At 70.7% G+C, this 20,370-nt stretch carries 20 protein-coding genes and 1 pseudogene; 8 read left to right on the top strand and 13 right to left on the bottom strand.

Annotated elements, in window-relative coordinates; all coding sequences use genetic code 11:
• Nucleotides 1–145: 145 nt before the first annotated feature.
• Nucleotides 146–1,012, bottom strand: a complete 867-nt coding sequence (ilvY, locus tag FNH08_RS19865; RefSeq protein ID WP_322724887.1) for an HTH-type transcriptional activator IlvY — start codon at nt 1,010–1,012, stop codon at nt 146–148.
• Nucleotides 1,013–1,127: 115 nt separating this feature from the next.
• Between ilvY and FNH08_RS19860 the strand changes: the two genes are divergently transcribed.
• Entirely contained in the window at nt 1,128–2,585 is a 1,458-nt protein-coding gene (locus FNH08_RS19860; RefSeq protein WP_152772835.1) for a ketol-acid reductoisomerase, read from the top strand.
• Between the two features lie 21 nt (nt 2,586–2,606).
• Here FNH08_RS19860 and FNH08_RS19855 read toward each other — a convergent pair whose 3' ends face one another.
• On the bottom strand, nt 2,607–3,146 hold the full coding sequence (locus FNH08_RS19855; RefSeq protein WP_152772834.1) for an Rv0361 family membrane protein: 540 nt from the start codon (nt 3,144–3,146) through the stop codon (nt 2,607–2,609).
• Between the two features lie 274 nt (nt 3,147–3,420).
• Here FNH08_RS19855 and FNH08_RS19850 point away from each other — a divergent pair, with 274 nt between their 5' ends.
• Together FNH08_RS19850 and FNH08_RS19845 are read left to right on the top strand one after the other, a co-directional pair.
• The gene (locus tag FNH08_RS19850; protein ID WP_194238540.1) at nt 3,421–4,326 is read left to right on the top strand and encodes a hypothetical protein; all 906 of its coding nucleotides are present in this window, start codon (nt 3,421–3,423) and stop codon (nt 4,324–4,326) included.
• A 54-nt stretch (nt 4,327–4,380) separates the two neighbouring features.
• On the top strand, nt 4,381–5,064 hold the full coding sequence (locus tag FNH08_RS19845) for a hypothetical protein (protein WP_152772832.1): 684 nt from the start codon (nt 4,381–4,383) through the stop codon (nt 5,062–5,064).
• 62 nt (nt 5,065–5,126) lie between these two features.
• Here the strand turns inward: FNH08_RS19845 and FNH08_RS19840 are convergent, their stop codons facing one another.
• Both FNH08_RS19840 and FNH08_RS19835 read right to left on the bottom strand, forming a co-directional pair.
• Entirely contained in the window at nt 5,127–5,711 is a 585-nt protein-coding gene (locus FNH08_RS19840) for a DUF4865 family protein (RefSeq protein ID WP_152772831.1), read from the bottom strand.
• 31 nt (nt 5,712–5,742) lie between these two features.
• Nucleotides 5,743–6,303, bottom strand: coding sequence for a TetR/AcrR family transcriptional regulator (locus tag FNH08_RS19835; RefSeq protein ID WP_152772830.1), 561 nt, complete (start codon nt 6,301–6,303; stop codon nt 5,743–5,745).
• A gap of 215 nt (nt 6,304–6,518) precedes the next feature.
• Here FNH08_RS19835 and FNH08_RS19830 point away from each other — a divergent pair, with 215 nt between their 5' ends.
• Nucleotides 6,519–6,800: an SHOCT domain-containing protein gene (locus FNH08_RS19830; RefSeq protein ID WP_152772829.1), complete on the top strand. Its 282-nt coding sequence runs from the start codon at nt 6,519–6,521 to the stop codon at nt 6,798–6,800.
• An 81-nt stretch (nt 6,801–6,881) separates the two neighbouring features.
• The gene (locus FNH08_RS19825) at nt 6,882–7,460 is read left to right on the top strand and encodes a TetR/AcrR family transcriptional regulator (RefSeq protein ID WP_152772828.1); all 579 of its coding nucleotides are present in this window, start codon (nt 6,882–6,884) and stop codon (nt 7,458–7,460) included.
• Nucleotides 7,461–7,529: 69 nt separating this feature from the next.
• Here the strand turns inward: FNH08_RS19825 and FNH08_RS19820 are convergent, their stop codons facing one another.
• The 3 genes from FNH08_RS19820 to FNH08_RS19810 all read right to left on the bottom strand — a co-directional run bounded on the left by FNH08_RS19820 (nt 7,530) and on the right by FNH08_RS19810 (nt 9,234).
• Nucleotides 7,530–7,730, bottom strand: coding sequence for a hypothetical protein (locus tag FNH08_RS19820; protein WP_152772827.1), 201 nt, complete (start codon nt 7,728–7,730; stop codon nt 7,530–7,532).
• Between the two features lie 423 nt (nt 7,731–8,153).
• Nucleotides 8,154–8,660 carry an ATP-binding protein gene (locus FNH08_RS19815; protein ID WP_322724886.1) on the bottom strand — a complete coding sequence of 169 codons (507 nt, stop codon included), beginning with the start codon at nt 8,658–8,660 and terminating at the stop codon, nt 8,154–8,156.
• Nucleotides 8,661–8,910: 250 nt separating this feature from the next.
• The gene (locus FNH08_RS19810; protein WP_152772825.1) at nt 8,911–9,234 is read right to left on the bottom strand and encodes a hypothetical protein; all 324 of its coding nucleotides are present in this window, start codon (nt 9,232–9,234) and stop codon (nt 8,911–8,913) included.
• A 292-nt stretch (nt 9,235–9,526) separates the two neighbouring features.
• Between FNH08_RS19810 and FNH08_RS19805 the strand changes: the two are divergent.
• A pseudogene (locus FNH08_RS19805) lies at nt 9,527–10,711 on the top strand (PLP-dependent cysteine synthase family protein); the annotation flags it as partial.
• 89 nt (nt 10,712–10,800) lie between these two features.
• Here the strand turns inward: FNH08_RS19805 and FNH08_RS19800 are convergent.
• Together FNH08_RS19800 and FNH08_RS19795 are read right to left on the bottom strand one after the other, a co-directional pair.
• Nucleotides 10,801–11,274, bottom strand: coding sequence for an SRPBCC family protein (locus FNH08_RS19800; protein WP_152772824.1), 474 nt, complete (start codon nt 11,272–11,274; stop codon nt 10,801–10,803).
• 80 nt (nt 11,275–11,354) lie between these two features.
• The gene (locus FNH08_RS19795) at nt 11,355–12,188 is read right to left on the bottom strand and encodes a DeoR/GlpR family DNA-binding transcription regulator (protein ID WP_322724885.1); all 834 of its coding nucleotides are present in this window, start codon (nt 12,186–12,188) and stop codon (nt 11,355–11,357) included.
• 407 nt (nt 12,189–12,595) lie between these two features.
• Here FNH08_RS19795 and FNH08_RS19790 point away from each other — a divergent pair, with 407 nt between their 5' ends.
• The gene (locus tag FNH08_RS19790) at nt 12,596–14,875 is read left to right on the top strand and encodes a hypothetical protein (RefSeq protein ID WP_152772836.1); all 2,280 of its coding nucleotides are present in this window, start codon (nt 12,596–12,598) and stop codon (nt 14,873–14,875) included.
• Here FNH08_RS19790 and FNH08_RS19785 read toward each other — a convergent pair.
• The 4 genes from FNH08_RS19785 to FNH08_RS19770 all read right to left on the bottom strand — a co-directional run bounded on the left by FNH08_RS19785 (nt 14,835) and on the right by FNH08_RS19770 (nt 19,501).
• On the bottom strand, nt 14,835–17,273 hold the full coding sequence (locus FNH08_RS19785) for a right-handed parallel beta-helix repeat-containing protein (protein WP_152772823.1): 2,439 nt from the start codon (nt 17,271–17,273) through the stop codon (nt 14,835–14,837). The two genes, FNH08_RS19790 and FNH08_RS19785, sit on opposite strands and share 41 nt — an antisense overlap.
• A gap of 108 nt (nt 17,274–17,381) precedes the next feature.
• Complete coding sequence (locus tag FNH08_RS19780; RefSeq protein WP_322724883.1) at nt 17,382–17,987, bottom strand: Rv1733c family protein; 606 nt, start codon at nt 17,985–17,987, stop codon at nt 17,382–17,384.
• Nucleotides 17,988–18,190: 203 nt separating this feature from the next.
• The gene (locus tag FNH08_RS19775; protein WP_152772821.1) at nt 18,191–19,015 is read right to left on the bottom strand and encodes an MOSC domain-containing protein; all 825 of its coding nucleotides are present in this window, start codon (nt 19,013–19,015) and stop codon (nt 18,191–18,193) included.
• A gap of 45 nt (nt 19,016–19,060) precedes the next feature.
• A complete protein-coding gene (locus tag FNH08_RS19770; RefSeq protein ID WP_152772820.1) occupies nt 19,061–19,501 on the bottom strand; it encodes a DUF6643 family protein in 441 nt (146 codons plus the stop codon).
• A gap of 281 nt (nt 19,502–19,782) precedes the next feature.
• On the opposite strand from FNH08_RS19770, the gene FNH08_RS19765 reads away from it, so the two are divergent.
• Nucleotides 19,783–20,370, top strand: a 588-nt coding sequence (locus FNH08_RS19765) for a TerD family protein (protein WP_194238539.1), incomplete at its 3' end; no start/stop codon positions are given.

Here is a 20,370-nt window from a genome sequence, read left to right as displayed (position 1 = left end):
GGTGGGGGGTGGGGCGAAGACGCATGATGCCTCCAGGTTCTCGGCTCCGGATGCCGGGTGGCAGCCGGAGTGGGGTGCCTCGAATCGGATGGTGCAGTCGTGCGGCGCGTCGCAGGAGGGTCACACGGTAGACGACACTTGCACTTCAACAAGATTGGGTGTCCTGTGCCGTGAGGCTCCAGAGTGCCGCCACCTGGGGCCGCCGCAGATCAGCCCGCCGTACACACAGCCCGATCGTGAACGGCTCCGGCGAGGTGTCCGTGGGGATCACCGCCAGCCGGTCGCGTACGGCGCTGTGGTCGAGCACCAGGCGGGGGACCACGCCGGTGCCGCAGCCCAGCGCGACCAGGGTCAACAGCCCTTCGTGGCCATCGGGTTCGGCCGCGATGTCGGGGGCGGTGCGGCGGGTGCGGAACCAGCGGTCGGCGGCGTCGCGGACCAGGCCGCGGTGGGGGAGCACGAACGGCCCCCGCAGGCCCGGGTCGGGACGGTCGTCGGCGGTGACGAAGACCAGTTCCGTCGTCGCGACCGTCCGGCTGACCAGCGGCTCCGGCAACCGGGCCGGGATCCCCGCCACCGCCACGTCCACCTCGCCCTCGTCGAGCCTGGCCAGCGCGGCCGCCGCGTCACCCGTGCGCAGATCGAGCCGTACCTGCGGATGGGCAGCGCGGAAGGGTGCCAGCAGATCAGGCAGGAGTACCTGACACGCTGTCACGGTCGCGAACACGGCCAGTGTTCCCGTGAGCTGGGCCGGGTCCGGGTGCTCCTCGCGATAGGCACGCCACAACTCCAGCGCGTCGACGGCGTATTCACGGAAGCGGTGCCCCTCGGCCGTCAGGGACACGCCCCGCGGGCCACGATCGAAGAGGCGGTGTCCGAGCTCCGCCTCCAGCCGCTGCACGGTCCGCGTCAGAGTCGCCGGGCTGACATGACAGTCGAGGCTCGTCCGGCCGAAGTTCAGCGTCCGCGCCAGATGAAGGAAGAGCCGCAGCTCACGAAGGTCATCCCGCACGCACTCCACCCGGGCCTCTCATAGATGCGCTCACCAGCGTCTTTCTGAATCCGGAACACCCCGCTTCGAAGGTTGCGCTTGCTGCAACACCGGGGGCGGAGCCTACAACTCCACCATGACCACCTCCACTGCCTTCGCACTCGAGACCATGGACGTTCCGGGCGGCACCGAGACGATCCTGCGCGGCGGACGCCACCTGTTCCCGCTGCTGCCTCGGGCCCTCGCCGGAGTGCGCCGCATCGGCGTCATCGGCTGGGGCCCGCAGGGCCGGGCCCAGGCCCGCAACCTGCGCGACTCCCTCACGGGCACCGACATCACCGTGACCGTCGGGCTGCGCGCCGGCTCCGCCTCGGCCGCCGACGCCCGTGCGCACGGCTTCACCGAGGAGAACGGCACGCTCGGCGACTGGCTCGCCGTCACCGCCGGGAGCGACCTCGTCATCCTGCTGATCGCGGACGCCGCGCTCGCCGCCCATCACCAGGAGATCTTCGCGGCCCTCAAGCCCGGCGCCACCATCGGCCTCTCGCACGGCTTCCTGCTCGGCCACCTCCGGGAAACCGGCGGCGAGTTCCCGCCGGGGCACGGAGTGATCGCCGTCTGCCCCAAGGGCATGGGCGATTCGGTCCGGCGCCTCTACGAGCAGGGTGCGGAGGTCAACGGCGCCGGGATCAACAGCAGTTACGCCGTGCACGCCGACCCCGACGGCCGCGCCACCTCGATCGCCCTCGCCTGGTCGGTCGCGCTCGGCTCCCCGTACACCTTCCGCACCACGCTGGAGAGCGAGTACCTCTCCGACATCGTCGGCGAGCGAGCCATCCTGCTCGGGGCCGTCCACGGCATCGTCGAGAGCCTGTACGCCCGTTACCGGCTGGCGGGCGACGATCCGGTGACGGCGTACGAGAGGTCCTGCGAGAACGTCACCGGGCCGATCGCCCGCACGATCTCGCGCTCCGGGCTGCGGGCCGTGCGCGAGGAACTGGACCCGGCCGGACGTGACGTCTTCGACCGGGCGTACGCGGCGACGTACGGGCCGGCCCGCGAGATCGTCGCCGAGATCTACGACGAGGTCGCCGACGGCACTGAACTGCGCAGCGTGATCCTCGCCGAACGTCGCCTCGGCGCCCGGCCGATGAGCAGGATCGGCGGTTCCCCGATGTGGACGGCGGGCCCTGAGACGCATGCGCGACGCGGCGAACGGGCCCTGCCCGTCGACCCGTTCACGGCCGGCGTGTTCATCGCGACCATGACCGCGCAGATCGACGAGTTCGCCGAGCGCGGCCACCCCTGGTCGGAGATCGTCAACGAGTCCGTCATCGAGGCGGTCGACTCCCTGCTGCCGTACATGCACGCCCGCGACATCGCCCACATGGTCGACAATTGCTCCCGCACGGCCCGCCTCGGCGCCCGCCGCTGGGGCCCGCGCTTCCAGGCGGCCTACGAGCAGATCGCCTTTCCAGCAGCCGAACTCCCTGCTGACGAGGCTCTGTTGGCGGCCTTCGACACCAACCCGGCGCACGAGGCCCTGGCCACGGCGGCGAAGCTCCGGCCTCCCGTGGACATCTCCGTCGCCTAGGGCTCGGCCCGTGAGCCGGTCTCATCGAGCGTCGGACGGACTGGCACTCGCGCTCGGAGCGGCGGTGTCGGCAGCGGGAGCGCACACTTTCCACGTGCCCTTCTCCTTGCGGAAGTAGAGCGTCACGGCGGGCTGCGACGGGCGGGTGACCCGGGCGCTGGCGATGGCACCGTCGACGCGAATGCCGGCGACCTTCACCGGCCTGACGGACGGCGAGTCAGTGGGCCGGGGCTCGGACGGGTCGAAGCTGTCGTCCTCCCTGAGCGCCTCGGCCTCCGCCGTGCAGAGCAGCCGGAGGACCACCGACTGCTGGTCGCGGTCGACGGCGACGGCGAAGTCCTCGACCAGCTTGCGGATGCGGGATTCGTCCGTGGCGACAGGCGACTTGGAGCCGTCAGTGGTGAAGCGCACCACCAAGTACACGGAAGCCGAGAAGAGCAGCAGTCCGGCGGCCACCGCGGAAATGATGATCCACACGCGTTTCGAGCCGTGGCCGGTGGGGGGCGGGGGAGTTGCGGGCGCCTGGCCGCCGGGCGGTCCGAACGCCCATGTGCCGGACATCGGCGGTTCAGCCCACCCTTGCGCGGGCGGGCCCGGCGGGAGAGGCGGGACAGGCGGGGAGTTGGGTAGCGGGGGCTGAGGCGAGATCGGCTGGTCCGGCTCGTGTGACACGTGCGCGCCTCCCTGGCACGTCGCCGTCCAGGGGAGGTGCCGGCACGCAGAGGGCCTGCCGATCCAGGTTCACTGTTGGACGACTGCTTCCCCCGAGACGACAGCCGTTCGATAATGACACTTAGTCATACAGTAGCACCGCGATCACGGGGGGTTCGCGCGGATGCCACCACCAGTCCCGAAATTTCCATCAGTCTCGAAATTTCCATGGGCGCGCCTGCTCGCCATCGTCCTCACCTGCGCGCTCCTTGTGCTGCCCGGCGCTGCCGCGCACGCGAGCCCGACCGATCTGTGCGCCGAGCCGCTCGCCGCGGCGGAGTCGGTCAACAGGAAGGTCGACGCGCACAACGCCAAGCCGCACCTGTTCGAGCTGCCGAGGCAGCAGGCCGCCTACAACGCCTACAACGCCGAGGCCGCACAGCTCAACGCCGAGCGCACCGCGGCGATGTCCCGTCTGACCGCATGCGTCGAGGCGATGAAGACACTCGAGGACACCTCTGCCGGGTCTCCTCCGCTCAGCAAGCCCAGGGCCGATACCCTCAAGGGCCTCGAGGAGGCCACCAAGAAGGTGCCGACGGGCTGGCAGCCGCCGCCTCCACCAGGCCCGGGCAAGAACTGGCGCGTCCCGAAAGGCACGGCCGTCCGCCCTCTCTACGACTCGCTACGGGATCTCACCCCGCCCAAATTCGGCAACGTGACCCTGCGCGGCAGCCCTCGCCCCGCGATCGGCTCGCGGGACACGGCGTACCCGGCATCGTCCGGGTACACCATCGGGACGAACGCCAGCGGCCTGTCGAAGGTGGTGCCGGACCACATCGTCCCGCTCGCTGAGATCATCTACATGCCCGGATTCCTGAGACTCAGGCCCCAGAACATGTACCAGGTGGTCAACGCGCGCGTGAACTTCCAATGGTTATCGAAGAAGGCCAACGATTCGAAGTCCTCGAAGAGTGTTGCGGGGATGTCGGGGGTGGACCCGCAGTGGCAGGCCGCCCAGATCCAGTTGGAGAACCAGGTACGCAAGCAACTGCAGGACGCGATCGACAAGCTGCTGAAGAGTCAGAAATGAAGAGTCAGCAATTAGGGGTCAGCAATTAGGGGTCAGGAATGAGGGGAGCGCACCGTGTCGCAGGTTGACCCTGCCGCCATCGCGGACACTCTGCCGGGGGTGGACCTGGCGCTTGTCGAGGCGGGCTCGGCCGATCTGCACCGGCTGCCGCGCCAATGGCTGCCGATCGCCGCGGAGGCCGACCCGCAGACCCGGCTCACCACGGCGCTCTCACTCTGGAACACTCCGCTCGTCATGGCGCTGCCCCGGTTCGCGGCGGCGCTCCGGACCCGCTTCACCGACGTCAGGCCGTACTTCGCCAACGGAGAGCCCGCCTTGCTCTACCTGGCGCAGCACGCCGACGGCCACCTGCTGTCCTGGATCGGGCGCGACCCGGCCGGCTTTGTGGAGCCGCGCTTCTGGGATCATTTTCCCGAGCCACTGCAGATGTTCCTGCGGCACGTCCACGCCGGTTTCACCTCAGGTGGGTACACCGGGTTCGGGCCGATGCACCCACGCGACATGGAGACCGTCGCCGAGCAGGCCGACGAGCCCGACGGCATCGCCGATTGGGACGAAGAACAGGAGATCGCGTCCACGCGGTTGCTGCTGCTCACATCGAACGACGGCATGGTCGACTACTGCGTGTCCCCGGACCTCGAAGTGGGCGATCTGGCCATCGTGTTCCAGGGCGACATCGACCCTGCCCCCTACGGTGAGGCTTTGGACAGGCTGCTCATGCAGGGCCTCGAGGACTAGGACCCCTCAAACCTCGCGGCACGGCACGCAGGATCAGGCCCCCAGGACCGTACGGACGACGCTCACCAGTGCATGCCCCGCGGTAGTCGCGCGCGTTCGGGCGTGTTCGTGTAGAGCACCTGGAAGCGGTCGCCCTCGGCCTTGGGAGAGTCGTGGTCCCACAGCGAGAAGTGCACCAGCTCCCAGTCACGCGGGTCCACGACCGCGGCCGCGCACACCGCCCCGTCGAGCGCGGCCAGTCGCCCGGCCTCCCGCACCGCATCCTCGGCGACCTCGGAGAGCCGTACGCCTTCGGGGATCGCCTGCCGTCGGCGCACGGCGACCCTGGCCGTGGCGCCGGACGCGGCTCCCTCCTCGTAGGCGAGACCTGTCCAGTGGCGCACCCGGGGGCGCCCGAAGTCGTCGACCAGCCCCTGGAACGCCGCGCCCCAGAGGAAGGTGTTCATACCCGCGGGCTTGTTCCAGAGGTAGAACGGCCCGTACTGGTTGACCGGCGACCCGTCGACGCCGCGTTCGCGCAGGAGGTACGCCTTCAGCCCGAGGCCGGGGAAGTCGTCCAGCAGCGGACCCTTGCCGGTCGCGCGGGCACGGATGATGTCCAGGTCGTAGTCGGCGGGCAGGGTGATCTCGTACTGCATGGCGTGCATGCGTCGCCTCCAGGGCGGTTTGTAGAGCGGCTCATCGAGCCGGACGGAGAAGGGAGAGCAGGCCACGGACAGCCGTGTCGAAGGGCGCCGGCGAACCGGACGCGCGGGCCAGGACGTAACCGCCCTGCACCGTCGCCACGATCGTCGCGGCGATCTCCTCCGCGTCCAGTGACGGTACGAACTGACCCTGCTCCCGGCCCTCCTCGACGATCCCGGCGAGCCGCTCACGCAGCCAGTCGAGAGTCTCGTCCACCGGTGCGCGCAGTTCCTCGCTGGCGATCACGTCCGGGTCCATGGTGAGCCGGCCGAGCGGGCAGCCGCGCAGCACGTCGCGCTCCCGGCGCAGATACGCCTCGACGCGGTCGTACGGCGTGCCGGGCCCGGTGAGTACGCCTTCGGCGGTAGCCCGCATCTCCTCGGCGGTGCGGCGGATCGCGGTCAGCGCCAGATCGGGCTTGCCCTTGAAGTGGTGGTACATGCTGCCCTGCCCGGCGCCCGCGTGCTGCTGGATGGCCTTGGGGCTGGTGCCCACGTAGCCGCGTTCCCACAGCAGCTCGCGGGTGGACTCGATCAGACGCTCCGGGGTGCTCATCACGTCACTGTACCTACTAGTAGGCACAGTTGTACATACTAGTAGGTACAAAGCGACCCCTCAGGAAGCAGTCACCTCAGCCGTGCGTACTCCTCGCGAGGTACGCGCACTGCCGCTGGCCGTACGACGCCCCGGACCCCCTCCCCGCGCGAGTCTCGAGGCATCTCGGAAAACGCGACCGAGAGAGCCGGAGACTCAGAGGAGATGAGTTCGAGATGCAGACCCTTGCGAACTGGGACGGCGGGCCGGGGCCGTGGATCCTCTTCTTCCCGCTGATCTGGGCGGCCGTCGTCGTCGGTGTCGTGACCGTCCTCCGACGCACTGTCTGGCGCGGTCGGCGCGGGCCGTGGCGCCCGATGGGTGACTCCCGTCCGACCGGTGACTCGCCTATGGCGGTCCTCGGCCGCCGGTTCGCCTCCGGTGAGATCGACGAGGACGAGTACTGGCGCCGGGTGTCCGTCCTGGACGAGCACTTCGGACGCACGGGGAGGGGGTGAACGCCATAACCATCCGGCGAGGCGTGGGTAGTACTCTGGATGAAGTGGTTTGGACGTAGTGCTACCGCTGGAGTGGTGTCCATGGTGAGGCGGAACGACGAACGGCGCGCTGCCCTCGTCGACGGTGCGATCGAGGTGCTGGCCAGGGAGGGCGCGCGCGGCCTGACGTTCCGGGCGGTGGACGCCGAGGCCGCCGTGCCCGCCGGTACCGCGTCCAACTACTTCGCCAACCGCGACGACCTGCTCACCCAGGCCGGCGCCCGTGTCTATGAGCGGCTCCAGCCCGACGAGGCGACAATCGCCCGCCAGCAGGCAGCCGGCCGCGACCGGCAGACCTACGTGGAGTTGATGCGTGAACTGGTCGGCCGTATCGCCTCCTTCCGTACCGGATATCTCGCGCTGCTCGAACTCCGCCTTGAGGCCACCCGCCGCCCCGAACTGCGCAAGGTCCTCACCGAGCGGGTCCGGGCCGACGTCGACGCCAACGTCGCCTACCACGAGGCCTCGGGCCTCCCTGGCGACGGCATGGCAGTCAAGCTGCTCATCCTGACTCTGAACTGGCTGATCGTCGAACAGCTCACCCTCCCGGACGTCTTCACGGAGGCAGAGCGTGACCAACTGGTGACGGCCGCGGTCGAGCGCATCGTGCCGGCGGAGTAGGCGGCTGACGCGCGTGGTTTCCCCTGGTCGAGTCCGCGGGCCGCACTGCGAGTTGTGCTCGGATGAAGGTCAGCGCCGGATGTGCACGGTGATCTGGACGGCGCCGCCCAGGATTCCGGCGGTACCGATCGCGGCGGCGGCCTCGTCGTTGCCGGTGAAGGCGAGGGCGAGCACCGTCGCGAGGGTGGCCAGGGTGGTCACGACCGTCGGCCACGCATAGAGACGCTCAGAAGACTCCGTGCCCGCTGAGGCACGGTCAAGGGACGTCATGGCTTCTGCCCCCTTACGTTGCGCGAAGTCGCTTTCCTGGAGCGTGACTTCGCAGCGGTCTCCCTTCGTCACCCGAAGGGCATTCGCTCATGTGATGTGGATCACGTGATCAGTATGCCTCACGCATACACGGATAAGGATTTAAAGGACATTCCGCTACACGTGTCGCGGATGTAAGTCCCGTACAACTCCGCGAACGCATGAGGCCCATCCGCACGGATACGGATGGGCCTCACATCAGAGCGCCGGGCAGGCCTTGCACCTGCATCTCCCCGCAGGAAGCGGGGCGTCTTTCCTTGGACCACCAACGCATCACCAGGCGCCAGGAGTTGTGGCGACCAGCTCGAAACCAAGCTTAGCGCACGGACAAGGTGACCGCCGCCGCGTCGTTCACGCGACGACGGCCACCCGGTCACCGCCCGGTCAGCCTGCGACGGCGGACCGGGCGGGAGCGTGTTCGGCCCTGCTGCGCCGGCGGGCGGCGGGCCGGTGGCCCGCGTCGTACCGCGAACGCTTCGGTACCGCCACCGGGTCCGAGTGGGCCGGAAGCGTGAACCACACGACCTTGCCCGAATCGCCGTGCGGGCGGGCGCCCCAGCTCTCGCTCACCGCGGCGACCATCGCGAGGCCGCGGCCGCACGTGGCGGAGATCTCGGCGTCCTGCACCACCGGGAGGCGTGGGTCGTTGTCGTGCACCGACACCGTCAACCGGTCGAGCAGCAGCTCGATCTCCACGGTGCACAGCTTGTCCGGCTCGGCGTGCCGGTGGACGTTGGTCAGCAACTCGGTCACTCCGAGTGCCGCCCGGTCGATCAGGAAATCCAGATGCCAGTAGCGCAATTGCGCAGAGACGATTCTGCGGACCTGGCCGATCCGCGACGGCAGGGCTTGGAGCTCCACCGTGCAGTGCCTGCTTGGCTTGCTGATCACGGCTGCGACTCCCCGAATTGAGGTCCGGAAGAAGACGGAGAACGGATTCAGCGAGGTGGCTGCGGGACAGATCGCCGCCTGCTGCGGGCGGCCGCGCTCTTGCGGCCGCCTCTCTTGGCGCGGAGTGGCTGCGTACGACGGCCGCCCGCGGTCGTGACCGGCGGCTGGTTCGCAGCGTTATCGCCGGTAAACCCAGAGTGACGTGAGATCAGCGTGACTCAGGGGGTGGGATCCCGCAACTCGCGGTTCCTCAGCCGCCACGCCCCGCGGCCTTGCGTACCGCCTCGATGAACCGCCGGGCCGAGGGCGGCCCCGGCCTCCCCGGAGCGGGGTCGGTCTCGCCCAGGGTCAGCGTGTAACGGGTGCCGTTCACATCGGCCAACGCCCGGTCCTCGTGGGCGAACCAGGGCTTGGACGCCCGCACCGCCTGCACCGGCGCGCTGTCGATCTCGCTGCCGTAGCTCGTCAGCAACTGCAGCCTGCCGTCCGTGATCCGCACCTGCCCGGCCCGTGTCAGCGACCGCAGCCTCTTCCCGATCCGCACTCCCGTGGCCGTGAACTCCGGCTCCGCCATGTTGCCCCGCCCCCTCGTGCGCGTCGGCTCTGCCCTGTCATGAACCCCTGTGGTTCGCGATCCAGTGTGCGTGCCCCGTTCGAGTGTGCATCCTCGACCGGGCATCCGGGCCCATGCGGTGCAGTCTGCACGTCCGCGGCCTCGGGCACCAGTGCGTAGGGTGCGACGGGGGCGCGGCCGGGGGAGCACTCGGGGCATGCGCCCCCGTGCGCCCGCGCACCCCCTGCCACAGGGGCGCTTTGAGATACTCAAAGGGGCGTTTATGCAGGTGAGAAGCGTGCGCCGGGTGTCTATGATCGGGGCGTCCGACCGCGCGACCCGCCGTCGGCGCGACGCGGAAGGAGCCGCCGTGAGCACCCCTCACCCCACCTTGACCGGTACGCCCCTCGACACCCTCGACGTGGACCACAGCGACGCGGAGTACCGGGCCTGGCTCAAGGAAGCCGTCCGCAAAGTCCAGGCCGACGCCCAGCGCTCGGCCGACACCCATCTGCTCTCGTTCCCCCTTCCGGAGCACTGGGGTATCGATCTGTACCTGAAGGACGAGTCGACGCACCCCACCGGCAGCCTCAAGCACCGTCTGGCCCGCTCCCTCTTCCTCTACGGCCTGTGCAACGGCTGGATCCGGCCGGGCCGCCCGGTGATCGAGGCGTCCAGCGGCTCGACCGCGGTCTCGGAGGCGTACTTCGCGAAGCTCGTCGGCGTGCCCTTCGTCGCCGTCATGCCGCGCACGACCAGCGCCGAGAAGTGCCGGCTGATCGAGTTCCACGGCGGACGATGTCACTTCGTGGACGACCCCCGGAAGATGTACGAGGCGTCCGCCGCCCTCGCGGCCGAGACCGGCGGCCACTACATGGACCAGTTCACCTACGCCGAACGGGCCACGGACTGGCGAGGCAACAACAACATCGCCGAATCCATCTTCCGGCAGCTGGAGTTGGAGCGCTTCCCCGAACCCGCGTGGATCGTCGCCACGGCCGGCACCGGCGGCACCTCGGCGACCATCGCGCGCTACGTCCACTACATGCAGTACGACACCCGCGTCTGCGTGGCCGACCCGGAGAACTCCTGCTTCTTCGAGGGCTGGACGACGGGCGACCCGCACGTCACCTGCGACTGCGGCTCCCGTATCGAGGGCATCGGCCGTCCCCGCATGGAGCCCAGCTTCGTCCCCGGCGCCGTCGACCGGATGATGAAGGTCCCGGACGCGGCGAGCGTCGCGGCCGTACGAGCCCTGGAGACGGCCATCGGCCGCAAGGCGGGCGGCTCCACGGGCACCGGCCTGTGGAGCGCCCTGAAGATCGTGGCGGAGATGGTGGCCGGGGGGCGCCGGGGAAGCGTGGTGACGCTGCTCTGCGATCCGGGGGACCGTTACCTGGACAAGTACTACTCGGACACGTGGCTGGAGGAGCAGGGGCTGGACATCAGGCCGTACGAGGCGGCGATCGAGTCGTTGTTGCGGACGGGGGCGTCGCCCGCCCGACAGGACAAGCATGTCGCCGTCCCGGTGGGGCCGTACGGTGACCGGCCGGGTCCGCGGCGGTCTGAGCGCGACGATCTGGCCGGCTAACCAACCGACAACCGGCGATCCAACGCCGTCACCGAGTCGCGAAACGCCCGCCTCAACCCCGGCCGCGCGAGCTTCAGGGCCAACCGGAAGACCGCGGAACCATCAGCGGCCCAGCTCCACCGCACTCGGGTCCCCGATCCGGCAGGGGCAAGCCGCCACTCCTCCAGCAACGCGCCAACCCCGGGCACACTGGCCTCGTCCACCCGATACGCGTACACCGTGGAGGGCTCCGCCGCGACGATCGTCTCCAGGAAGCGGGTCCCACCCTTCAGTCGGACCTCGCGTCGGGTGCCGTCCCCGATGGGGCGGGCGTACGTCACGCCCGTGAACCACTCGCTCCAGCCCGGCACATCCTCGGCCATGGCCCGGAACACCGCGTCCGGGGGCGCGGACATCTCGCGCGTGAACACCAACCGCACGGGGGCGGTCCCCACGAAGTCGAGCCCCACCGGACGCAGACGGCGAACCATGGACGTGACCCCCTCGCGGAACGGCCGCCCCGGACGGCAGGGGCGGTTGACCGGGCAGGGTCACCCTAGCTGGCGGGTCGTCAGATGTCTGTACCGTCCTCCCCGGGCTCGCCCGCGACGACCAGCTGCCTGAGGTGCTCCGAGATCTCCGCGCGCGCCCCGGCCGGCAGCCCGGCGTCGGTGACCAGCGTGTCGACCTGCTCCAGGGAGGCGAACGAACTCAGGCCCACCGTGCCCCACTTGGTGTGGTCGGCCACCACCACGACACGCCGTGCGGACTGCACGAGCCGCCGGTTCGTCTCGGCCTCCGCCAGGTTCGGGGTGGACAGGCCCGCCTCGACCGATATGCCGTGCACCCCCAGGAACAGCACGTCGAAGTGGAGCGCGGCGATCGCCTGGTCGGCCACGGGACCCACGAGCGAGTCCGACGGAGTCCGCACCCCACCGGTCAGGACGACCGTGGCCGCACCCTGCCGCTGTCCCGAACTGCGCTGTGAGGCGTGGAAGACATCGGCCACGCGCACCGAGTTGGTGACCACGGTCAGGTCCGGCACGTCCAGCAGCCGGTGCGCCAGGGCGAACGTCGTCGTACCGCCGGACAGCGCGATCGCCGTACCCGGCGCGACCAGCTCGGCCGCGGCCCGGGCGATGTCCTCCTTGGCCGTCAGCTCCAGCCCGGACTTGGCCTCGAAGCCCGGCTCGTGCGTGCTCGCCTCGGCGACCGGAACCGCGCCGCCGTGGACCTTCTCCACCGCGCCCTGGCGGGCCAGCGCGTCGAGGTCCCGGCGGACCGTCATGTCGGACACGCCGAGCTTGCGCGTCAGCTCGTTGACCCGGACCCCGCCGCGCCGCCGGACCTCGTCGAGGATCAGGGAGCGGCGCTGCTCCGCGAGGAGGTTCTGGTTCTCACTCACGCCCGCTCCGGTCCTTTCGCACCATCACGCCTCCATACCCCCTCCGACGAGCACATTCTCCCCTGTCCCCGGTCCCGAGGACGTCCCATACTCGCACGCCCGGGTGTGGTGGGCGCCACTGCCCGTACCGACGTGAACACGTCACGCTGTTCCTCTCGCGGCCTCGACCGTGTTCCGGATCGGAGGAGATTCCGTGTCCACGGGTGTACGCCACCCCCGGAGCGGAGATCATGTGCCTGCACATCACACCTGCCATAGGCGTATCACGGGGGAAGGGCAGAACAGTGGCGAGTGCGACCGAACCTGCCCCGACGGGGGCGCACGACGGACCGGACCGGCCGCCCGCACCCGCCGGAGCGGCCCTCGAACTGCTGGTGCACGGCGTGGGCGGCACCACGCCCGAGGAGATGCTGAACGATCCGCGGACGGTCCGGATCACCGGTGACGGGACCGCGGCCGTCTTCCGGCGCATCGACGACGCCGACGCCGAGGAGCGCCCCGAGGACCACCGCGGCAAGCCCGTGCCCGAGGCGTACGTCTGGTGCAACCTGACCTCCGGAAACGGCTCCCGCGCCCTGTGGCTGTTGCTGCTGCCGTTCATGGTCGTCAACCTGGCCCACTGGATGCGCCCCACCACCCGGGGCCGGCGGCGGACGGTGCGCCTGTACGGCCTGCTCGTCCGGCTCGCCGGGCTGACCCTGACCGTGCTGCTCGTCGCCGCCGCCTGCGAGGTCGCCCTCGACCTGACCGCCTGGCAGTGCGCGGGCACCCCCGCGTGCGCCGAGGACCACTCATGGCTGGGCTTCCTGTCGCCGGAGGCGTCCGGCGGGGGCTGGTGGAGCATGCCCGGCCGCCGCCTCGCACTGGCCTCCCTGGTTCCCAGCGCGCTCACCGGACTGCTGTGGTACCTGTCCCACCGCACCTGGAGCGCGTACGAGTCCCAGAAGCCGATGGACCGCGGGGCCGAACTCGACGACGGCGCCACCGCCGACCGCACCGCGCTCGGCCGCCCCGGCTTCTGGTACGGGCGCCGTCTGGTGGCCCGGCTGCGTGCCGCGCACACGGCGGCCGGTTTCCTGACCGTCGCGGCGGCCGTCGGCACCTCGGCTGCCCGCTACGACCGCGGACCCGGCGGTCCGGTTCTCCTGGAGAGTCTGGGCCTGCTGCTGGAGGCACTCCTCGTGGCGGGCGCGGTCGTCGTGGTGTGGGTGGTCTGCCGACGCGGCCGCAGCGAGAACCGCCTGGACAGGGAGCTGGACAGGGCCCTGGTGCGGTGGCTGCCCGTGGGCTCGATCACCGTGCTCGCCCTCGCCATGCTGTACGCGGGCTGGTCGCGCCCCGAGTGGCGTTCCCAGGGGCGGCTGCCGGGCGACATGACGTTCGGCGGGATCGCCTTCGTGCAGGGCCTGCTCGTGATCGTGCTCGCCGTGGTCGCCCACGTCCTGTACCGCGCCCATCCCGACACGCGCACCGCGATGCGCGGCCAGGCCGGGCCGGCCGTCGCCATGCTCGCCTGCGCGCTCGGGGGAGTGATGTCCGGCGGGGTTGCCCAGCGCGTGGCCGACTGGCTGAACGGCACCGACGACTCCTTCCTGGGCCCGCCGGTGCTGCTGACCTGGCAGGCTTCCGTGATCCCGCCCCTGCTGCTGGTGGTGCTGTTGCTCGTCGGCTGGCTGGGGTGGCGCACATGGGTGCTGCGTCGCGGCGAGCTGGACACGGTGGAGTGGGAGTACGGGCAGAAGGCGGGGCACGAGCCCGCCGCGCGGACCGGCGAGGTTCCGGAGCCGGAGCGTCACGACATGGCCCGCACCCGCCGTATCGCCAGTACACGTGCCATGGCCTCCCTCACCGACCGGGCACCCCGCGTGGTCGGCGTCATCTCGGCCGTCACCCTGCTCCTGGGCATCGGGGCCCTGGTGGGTGCGACGATCACCGAGAAGGTGCCGGGCGAGGCCGCGCGCGGCACGTACCCCTTCGTGGAGGGTGCCGCCGACACCGCGCAGGCGCTCGGTTCCTGGCTGATCGGCTTCGGATTCATTCTCTTCGTCGCGTCCGGCCGCCGCGCCTACAAGGACGCCTCCGCGCGTCGCACCATCGGCATCCTGTGGGACGTCGGCACGTTCTGGCCGCGCGCCGCGCACCCCTTCGCACCGCCCTGTTACGCCGAGCGTGCCGTGCCCGACCTGACCTGGCGCATGGCGACGTGGACACGGTCCACGGGCGGGCGGCTCGTGATCTCCGGGCACTCCCAGGGCAGTGTCCTCGCCGCATCCGCCGTCTGGCAGCTGACGCCGTCCGTCCGCAAGCGGGTCGCGCTGCTCACCTACGGCTCCCCGCTGGAGCGGCTGTACGGGCGCTGGTTCCCGGCCCACTTCGGCCCGCACGCCCTCGGCTCACTGCACCGCGAGGTGGACTGCTGGCGCAACCTGTACCGCCTCACCGACCCCATCGGCGGCCCGGTGCGCCTGCCCGGCGAGTGCGGCCCCGGGGTCGACGCGGAGCCTTTCAAGGACCCCCTTGCCTACGGTCGCACCCTGGCCCATCCGCTCCCGGCCCCGATCCTCGGCCACTCCGACTACCAGGCCGACCCGGCCTTCGCGGCGGAGCGCAAACGGCTGCTGGACCGGATCGGGCCGGAGGTACCGGTCACGGCAGCTCCGGCAGGTCCTCCGGGTACAGCAGTGTGAGGTCGTCCGTGCTCGGCTCGGCGAACTGCGCGACGCGGCCGGCGTGGCGCTCGACCATCGCCTCGAAGGTCTGCCGCGCGGTCCGGCCGTTGCCGAACGCCGGCCCCTTCGGGATCGCCGTGAAGTACTTCAACAGGGACTCGGAGGCTCCCGGAGCGAGCCGGTACTCGTGCTCCTCGGCCTGCTGCTCCACGATCCGCAGCAGCTCCTCGGGACCGTAGTCACCGAATCTGATGGTCCGTGAGAAGCGGGACGCCACACCGGGGTTGACCGAAAGGAAGCGTTCCATCTCGGTTGTGTAGCCCGCGACGATCACCACCACCGCGTCCCGGTGGTCCTCCATCAGCTTCACCAGCGTGTCGATGGCCTCGCGGCCGAAGTCGCGGCCCGAGTCCTCCGGTGACAGCGCGTACGCCTCGTCGATGAACAGGACCCCGCCGCGCGCCCGGTCGAACGCCTCCTGGGTGCGGATCGCCGTGGAGCCGATGTGCTCGCCCACCAGGTCGACCCGGGACACCTCCACGAGGTGTCCCTTCTGCAGGACACCCAGTGAGGCCAGGATCTCGCCGTACAGGCGGGCGACCGTCGTCTTGCCGGTGCCCGGGGAACCGGTGAAGACCAGGTGGCGCCGGACGGAGGCAGCCTTGAGGCCCGCCTGCTGACGGCGCCGGCCCACCTCGATCATGTCGGTGAGGGCGCGCACCTCGCGCTTGACGCTGTCCAGACCCACCAGTGCGTCGAGCTCACCCAGCACGTCGTTCGACGTCCGCGTGGGCTGCTCGGGCTCCGGGGCGGCCGTGACGAACGGCTCCTGCTCGGTGATGCGCTGGCCGGGGATGGCCCCCAGCAGGCCGGGTGACTGACTCGTGGTCTGCACCGCGGTCTCCGGCGCCGCCGGGGGCCGTACCCCGGCGCTCTCGTCACTCGTGCAGTCCTCGACCAGGGGTCCGCCCCCCGTGTCGCCGGGGCCGCCGTCCGCGAACTCGTAGCCCCCGCGCGCGCAGCGCTCCGTACGGCACTTCCGCAGCGTCGTACGGCAGCCGTCGATCACGTGGAAGCCGTAGCCGCCGCTGCCCGTCACCCGGCAGCCCACGAAGCTTCCGCGGCCCTCGGCCGAGACGTAGAAGCCGGCCTCGGCGGGCGAGGTGACCGTGCAGCGTTCGATGGTGGGGTCGGCGCCCTTGGTGACGATCACGCCCGTCTGTGTGCCGTCCACGGTGCAGCCGGACAGGGTGCCGCCGCTGCCGTGGTCCCGGAACCAGGCGCCCGTCGCGGCATCCCGGATCCGGCAGTCGTCGAGCTGCGCGGTCGCCCCGTCGCTGACGGACACGGCCGTGTTGCGGACCTGCGAGAGATCGCTGTCGACGACGTCCGCGCGGGAGCCGCGGTCCAGGACGAACAGCGCGTCGGGCACGTCGTGCACGCGGCACGACTCCAGCACGGCCGTCGCGCCGTCACTGACCCAGACCGCCGGATAGTCGCCCGTGCTGTCGAAGATCTCGCACTGGTTCGCGTCCACACGCGTGCCTGGGTCCCACACCGACAGGCCGTTGCGCCCGAACCGCCGTACGGTCGTGCGCGTCAGCGTGAGCACCGAGCGCGAGCGCAGGTCGATCGCGTTCTCCGGGATGTCGTGGATGCGGCAGTCGGCGAGCGTGAGCACGGCGTCCGTGTCCAGCGTGACCCCGTCCGCGCTGGTCCGGTGCACCTCGCAGTCGGTGAGGTGTGCCGTGGCCCGCCCGGTGATCTGCACACCGGAGCCGCGGACCTCGTACACCTCGCAACCGACGGCCTCCAGCGAGGAGTTCTCACCGGTCGCGGACAGGCCCACCCCGGAGGCATGGTGCACGCGGCAGCGCTCGAAGCGCGGGTGGGCGCCCCCGCGGACGGCGACGGCCGCCTGCCCGGCCGCCACGACCTCGCACTCCTCGAACACCCCGCTGCCGCCGTCCATGACGGCGATCCCGATCCCGGCCGGGTTGTCGACCGTGCAGCGCCGCACCGTCGGCCGTGCGTCGCCGCGCACCTCGATGCCGGACGCGGACCGTGTCACGATCCGCACGTCCAGCAGCTCCGGCACGCCGCTTTCGACGAGCAGGGCGGGCGCGGCCGAGTCCTGGCCCTCCACGTGCAGGTCCTGCACCACGGCGGAGGCCCGTACGGTCAGGGGTACCCCGTCCACCGGGGCGATGCGCACGGAGCCCGGGGAGCCCTCGGGACCGCGCAGGGTCACGGACCGCTGGAGCACCAGGTTCTCCCGGTACGTACCGGGAGCGACGGTGAGTACGTCGCCGTCGCTCGCGGCCTCCAGGGCTGCGGCGAGCGAAGTGTACTCACCCGTGCGGCGCCGCCACCGCGATGTTCCGGTGTGCGTCACCTGGACCGTGCCCTGTGCCATGGCGCTGCTGTGCCCCCACCTCGTTGAACGCGGGTCGTTCGCCGAACAGTTCGGCTGGTCCACCGTAGCGTGCGCGGGGACGGGCGGTTGACCAGAGAAGGAAGGCCGTCAGCTGCCCGTGCCCGTCCTGCCCCAGTCAGGGCCCGCCTTGTCCCAAGCCTGGTCCCAACGGGCGTACCTGCGGCGGACCATGCGCCAGACGATCAGTCGTCTGGTACCTTCCACGGCCCCCGCGGCCAGCACCGCGGAGCCGAATCCGGCCAGCACCGCATGCGTCGACGCCGTGGCGGAGTCCAGCGGGCGGCCCACTATGCGGCCCTGCTGGTCGGTCCACAGCGTGAAGTGATCGCCGGGGCGCGGGTTCTTGAGGTTCGACAGCACCATGCCGTGCCGCTGGGTGCCGTCCGGGGCGGTCCAGTCGGCGATCACACGGCTGCTGCGGTCCCGGGCGGTCGAGGTCTCAGGGTCCGGATCCAGCGGGGAGTTGTCGGCCTTCTTGACGACGGTGCCCGTCACCTCGTGCCGGCTCTGGTGCTGTTCCCTCACGGACTGCTGCAGGGCGTCCTGTGCGGCGGACCCGACGACCGCACCGATCACCGGTACGGCCACGAGGATCAGTACCAGGGTGGCGAGGGCCAGCCATGCCTCGACGAGGTCCGTCGTGCGGCGCAGCGGATTGTGCCGCCAGCGCCAGAGTCCGCCCATTGCTCGCACCGTCCGGTACCCCCCTTCCGCGTCCGTGATAACCCCAGTTGGAGCCGTTCACGCGCGGGCCCGGTGAAGAGAGAGCGAAGTCACCCTTCCCAGCGGCCTCTCATGAACTTCTCATCAAGGCCCAACGAGTACGGCCCTGGTTTGTGTTCCCACCACAGGTGATTCTACGAATCAGATGCCGCCGCTCCTGCCGCCAGGTCCGGTTACTCGAGGACGCGCACCGGATCGCCGGTCCGGACCGTGCCAACGGATTCCGGCACCAGGTTCTGGCCGAAGACCAGCTTGTCGCCGAAGCGGCGGTGGCGGCCGAGGGTGCGCAGCGGCTCCCGGCCGCGCTCGGCGGTGCCCTGGTCGGTGGTGGTCACCACGCACCGCCCGCACATCTTGGCGACGCGGAAGGTGACCTCGCCGATCGCGATCCGCCGCCAGTCGTCCTCGGCCCAGGCGTCCGTTCCCGCCACGACCACGTTCGGCCGGAACCGGTTCATCGGCAGCGGGCCCTCGTCCGGGTGGTCGCCCTGCGCGACGAGGGAGTTGAGGGCGTCGAGCGAGGCCAGCGTGGTGAGCAGCAGCGGGAACCCGTCGGCGAAGCTGACGGTCTCTCCGGGACGCGCGTAATCCGGATCGACGGGACGGCGGGTGGCAGGGTCGTCGAGGTGCACCAGACGCACGTCGATCCCCAGGTAGTCGCTGAACCAGGCGTGCGCCGCGGAGTCGGAGAGGACCCCCTCCACCTTGTCCCGCCAGATCTCCACCGTGGTCGTGCCGGCCGGCTCGGGCACCGTGACGGCGAGCCGCTCGCAGCCGGGCGCGGACAGCACGAGGCCACCGCCGGGCAACGGCTCGGCGGCGGCCAGCGCCATGCGCGGATGCGGGCGCTGCGTGATGACCTTGCCCGCCTCGTCGACCAGCACCCAACGCCGGTCTCCCGCCAGCCCCCAGGGCTCCACCACGGCCTCCTCGGGCGTGACGCCCCGGGCCGCCTTCAGCGGATGGACATGGATCGAGTGCAGCGACGGATTCCCCATGGGGTCATCCTGCCAGCAGGCACCGACAACCCCTCGCGGAGCGCCTCAGTATCCGCGGTACTGCTGCCCGTTGTACGGGTCCTGGTAGGGGGCCTGGGCCGGGCGCGGGGCGGCGGGGCGCATCGCCTCGTAGCCCGTGCCGTTCGCCGCCGGGCGCGGCTGCTGCGGCTGGGCACCCGGGTATCCGCGCGGGGCACCGGTCTGCTGCGGGATGTACGCCGCCGGGGCCTGCTGCAGCGGTGAGGGCTGCTGGGCCTGCGGATAGCCGTACGAGGGGGCCGACTGCGACGGTCCGGCCGGCAGTGCGGGGAGCGCCGACGGCAGCGCGGGCAGGTTGCCGCCCGGCGTGTCGTACATCGCGGGGACCCGGATAGGGGCGATCTGCGGGGTGCCCCGCTCCGCCACGAGGCGGTCGTAGATGGGCGTGTCCGCGAAGGACGAGGCGGAGTAGTAACCGCCGCCATAGGTGGAGCGGGGGGAGGTCATGGCACATAAGTTAAGCCAACGATGTGCTGGTTGGGGAGACCGATAAGAGGGTTGTTTTCCGTGTCGGCAGTGACGTGGGGCCCCTAATGCGAGCGAACTTGGCGAAAAGGGGCGACATCGAAAGTGGCTTTCTTGTAAAGGCCGAGTTCCGGGCGGGTTACCAGCGGGTTGGGTCCTTCGTCACCCTGTACGGCTTCTGTGGGTTGACGCCCCCGAGGGAATAGGTTTGGCGGGAACGGATCGAACGGCCCTGGGCACGGCCCGGCGGCGCGCAGGTGAGCATGGGGGCGAACATGTCAATGCCCAAAGGATCGAATGTCGCGGTGCCGACGGCCGCCCTGCGTGTCGAACTGGGCTGGCGCGCCGGCCCGGGCGTGCCCGACGCGGACGCCTCGGCGCTCCTGCTGAACGCCGGAAAGGTGCGCTCCGACGCCGACTTCGTCTTCTACAACCAACCCGCGCACTCCTCGGGCGCGGTCAGGCACGAGGGCAAGCGCACCGAGGGCGGCCAGGTGACCGACACGCTGTCCGTCGACCTCACGCGCGTGGAACCCACGATCGAGACCGTCGTGCTCGCCGCCTCCTCCGACGGCGGCTCCTTCGGGCAGGTGCCGGGCCTGTACATCCGTGTGGTCGACGACCGCAGCGGCACCGAGGTCGCGCGCTACGACAGCGCCGACGCGAGCGTGGAGACCGCGTTCGTCCTGGGTGAGTTGTACCGCCGTCAGGGCGCCTGGAAGTTCCGGGCCGTCGGGCAGGGGTACGGCAGCGGCCTCGAAGGGCTGGCAACGGACTTCGGTATCACGGTGGACGAACCGCAACACGCGGAGCCACCTGCGCCTCTCGCCCCGCCAACCGCGCCTCCCGCC

The organism is Streptomyces spongiae, from assembly GCF_009377185.1.
GTDB lineage: Bacteria > Actinomycetota > Actinomycetes > Streptomycetales > Streptomycetaceae > Streptomyces > Streptomyces spongiae.
This window is presented reverse-complemented; position numbering and strand designations above follow the sequence as displayed.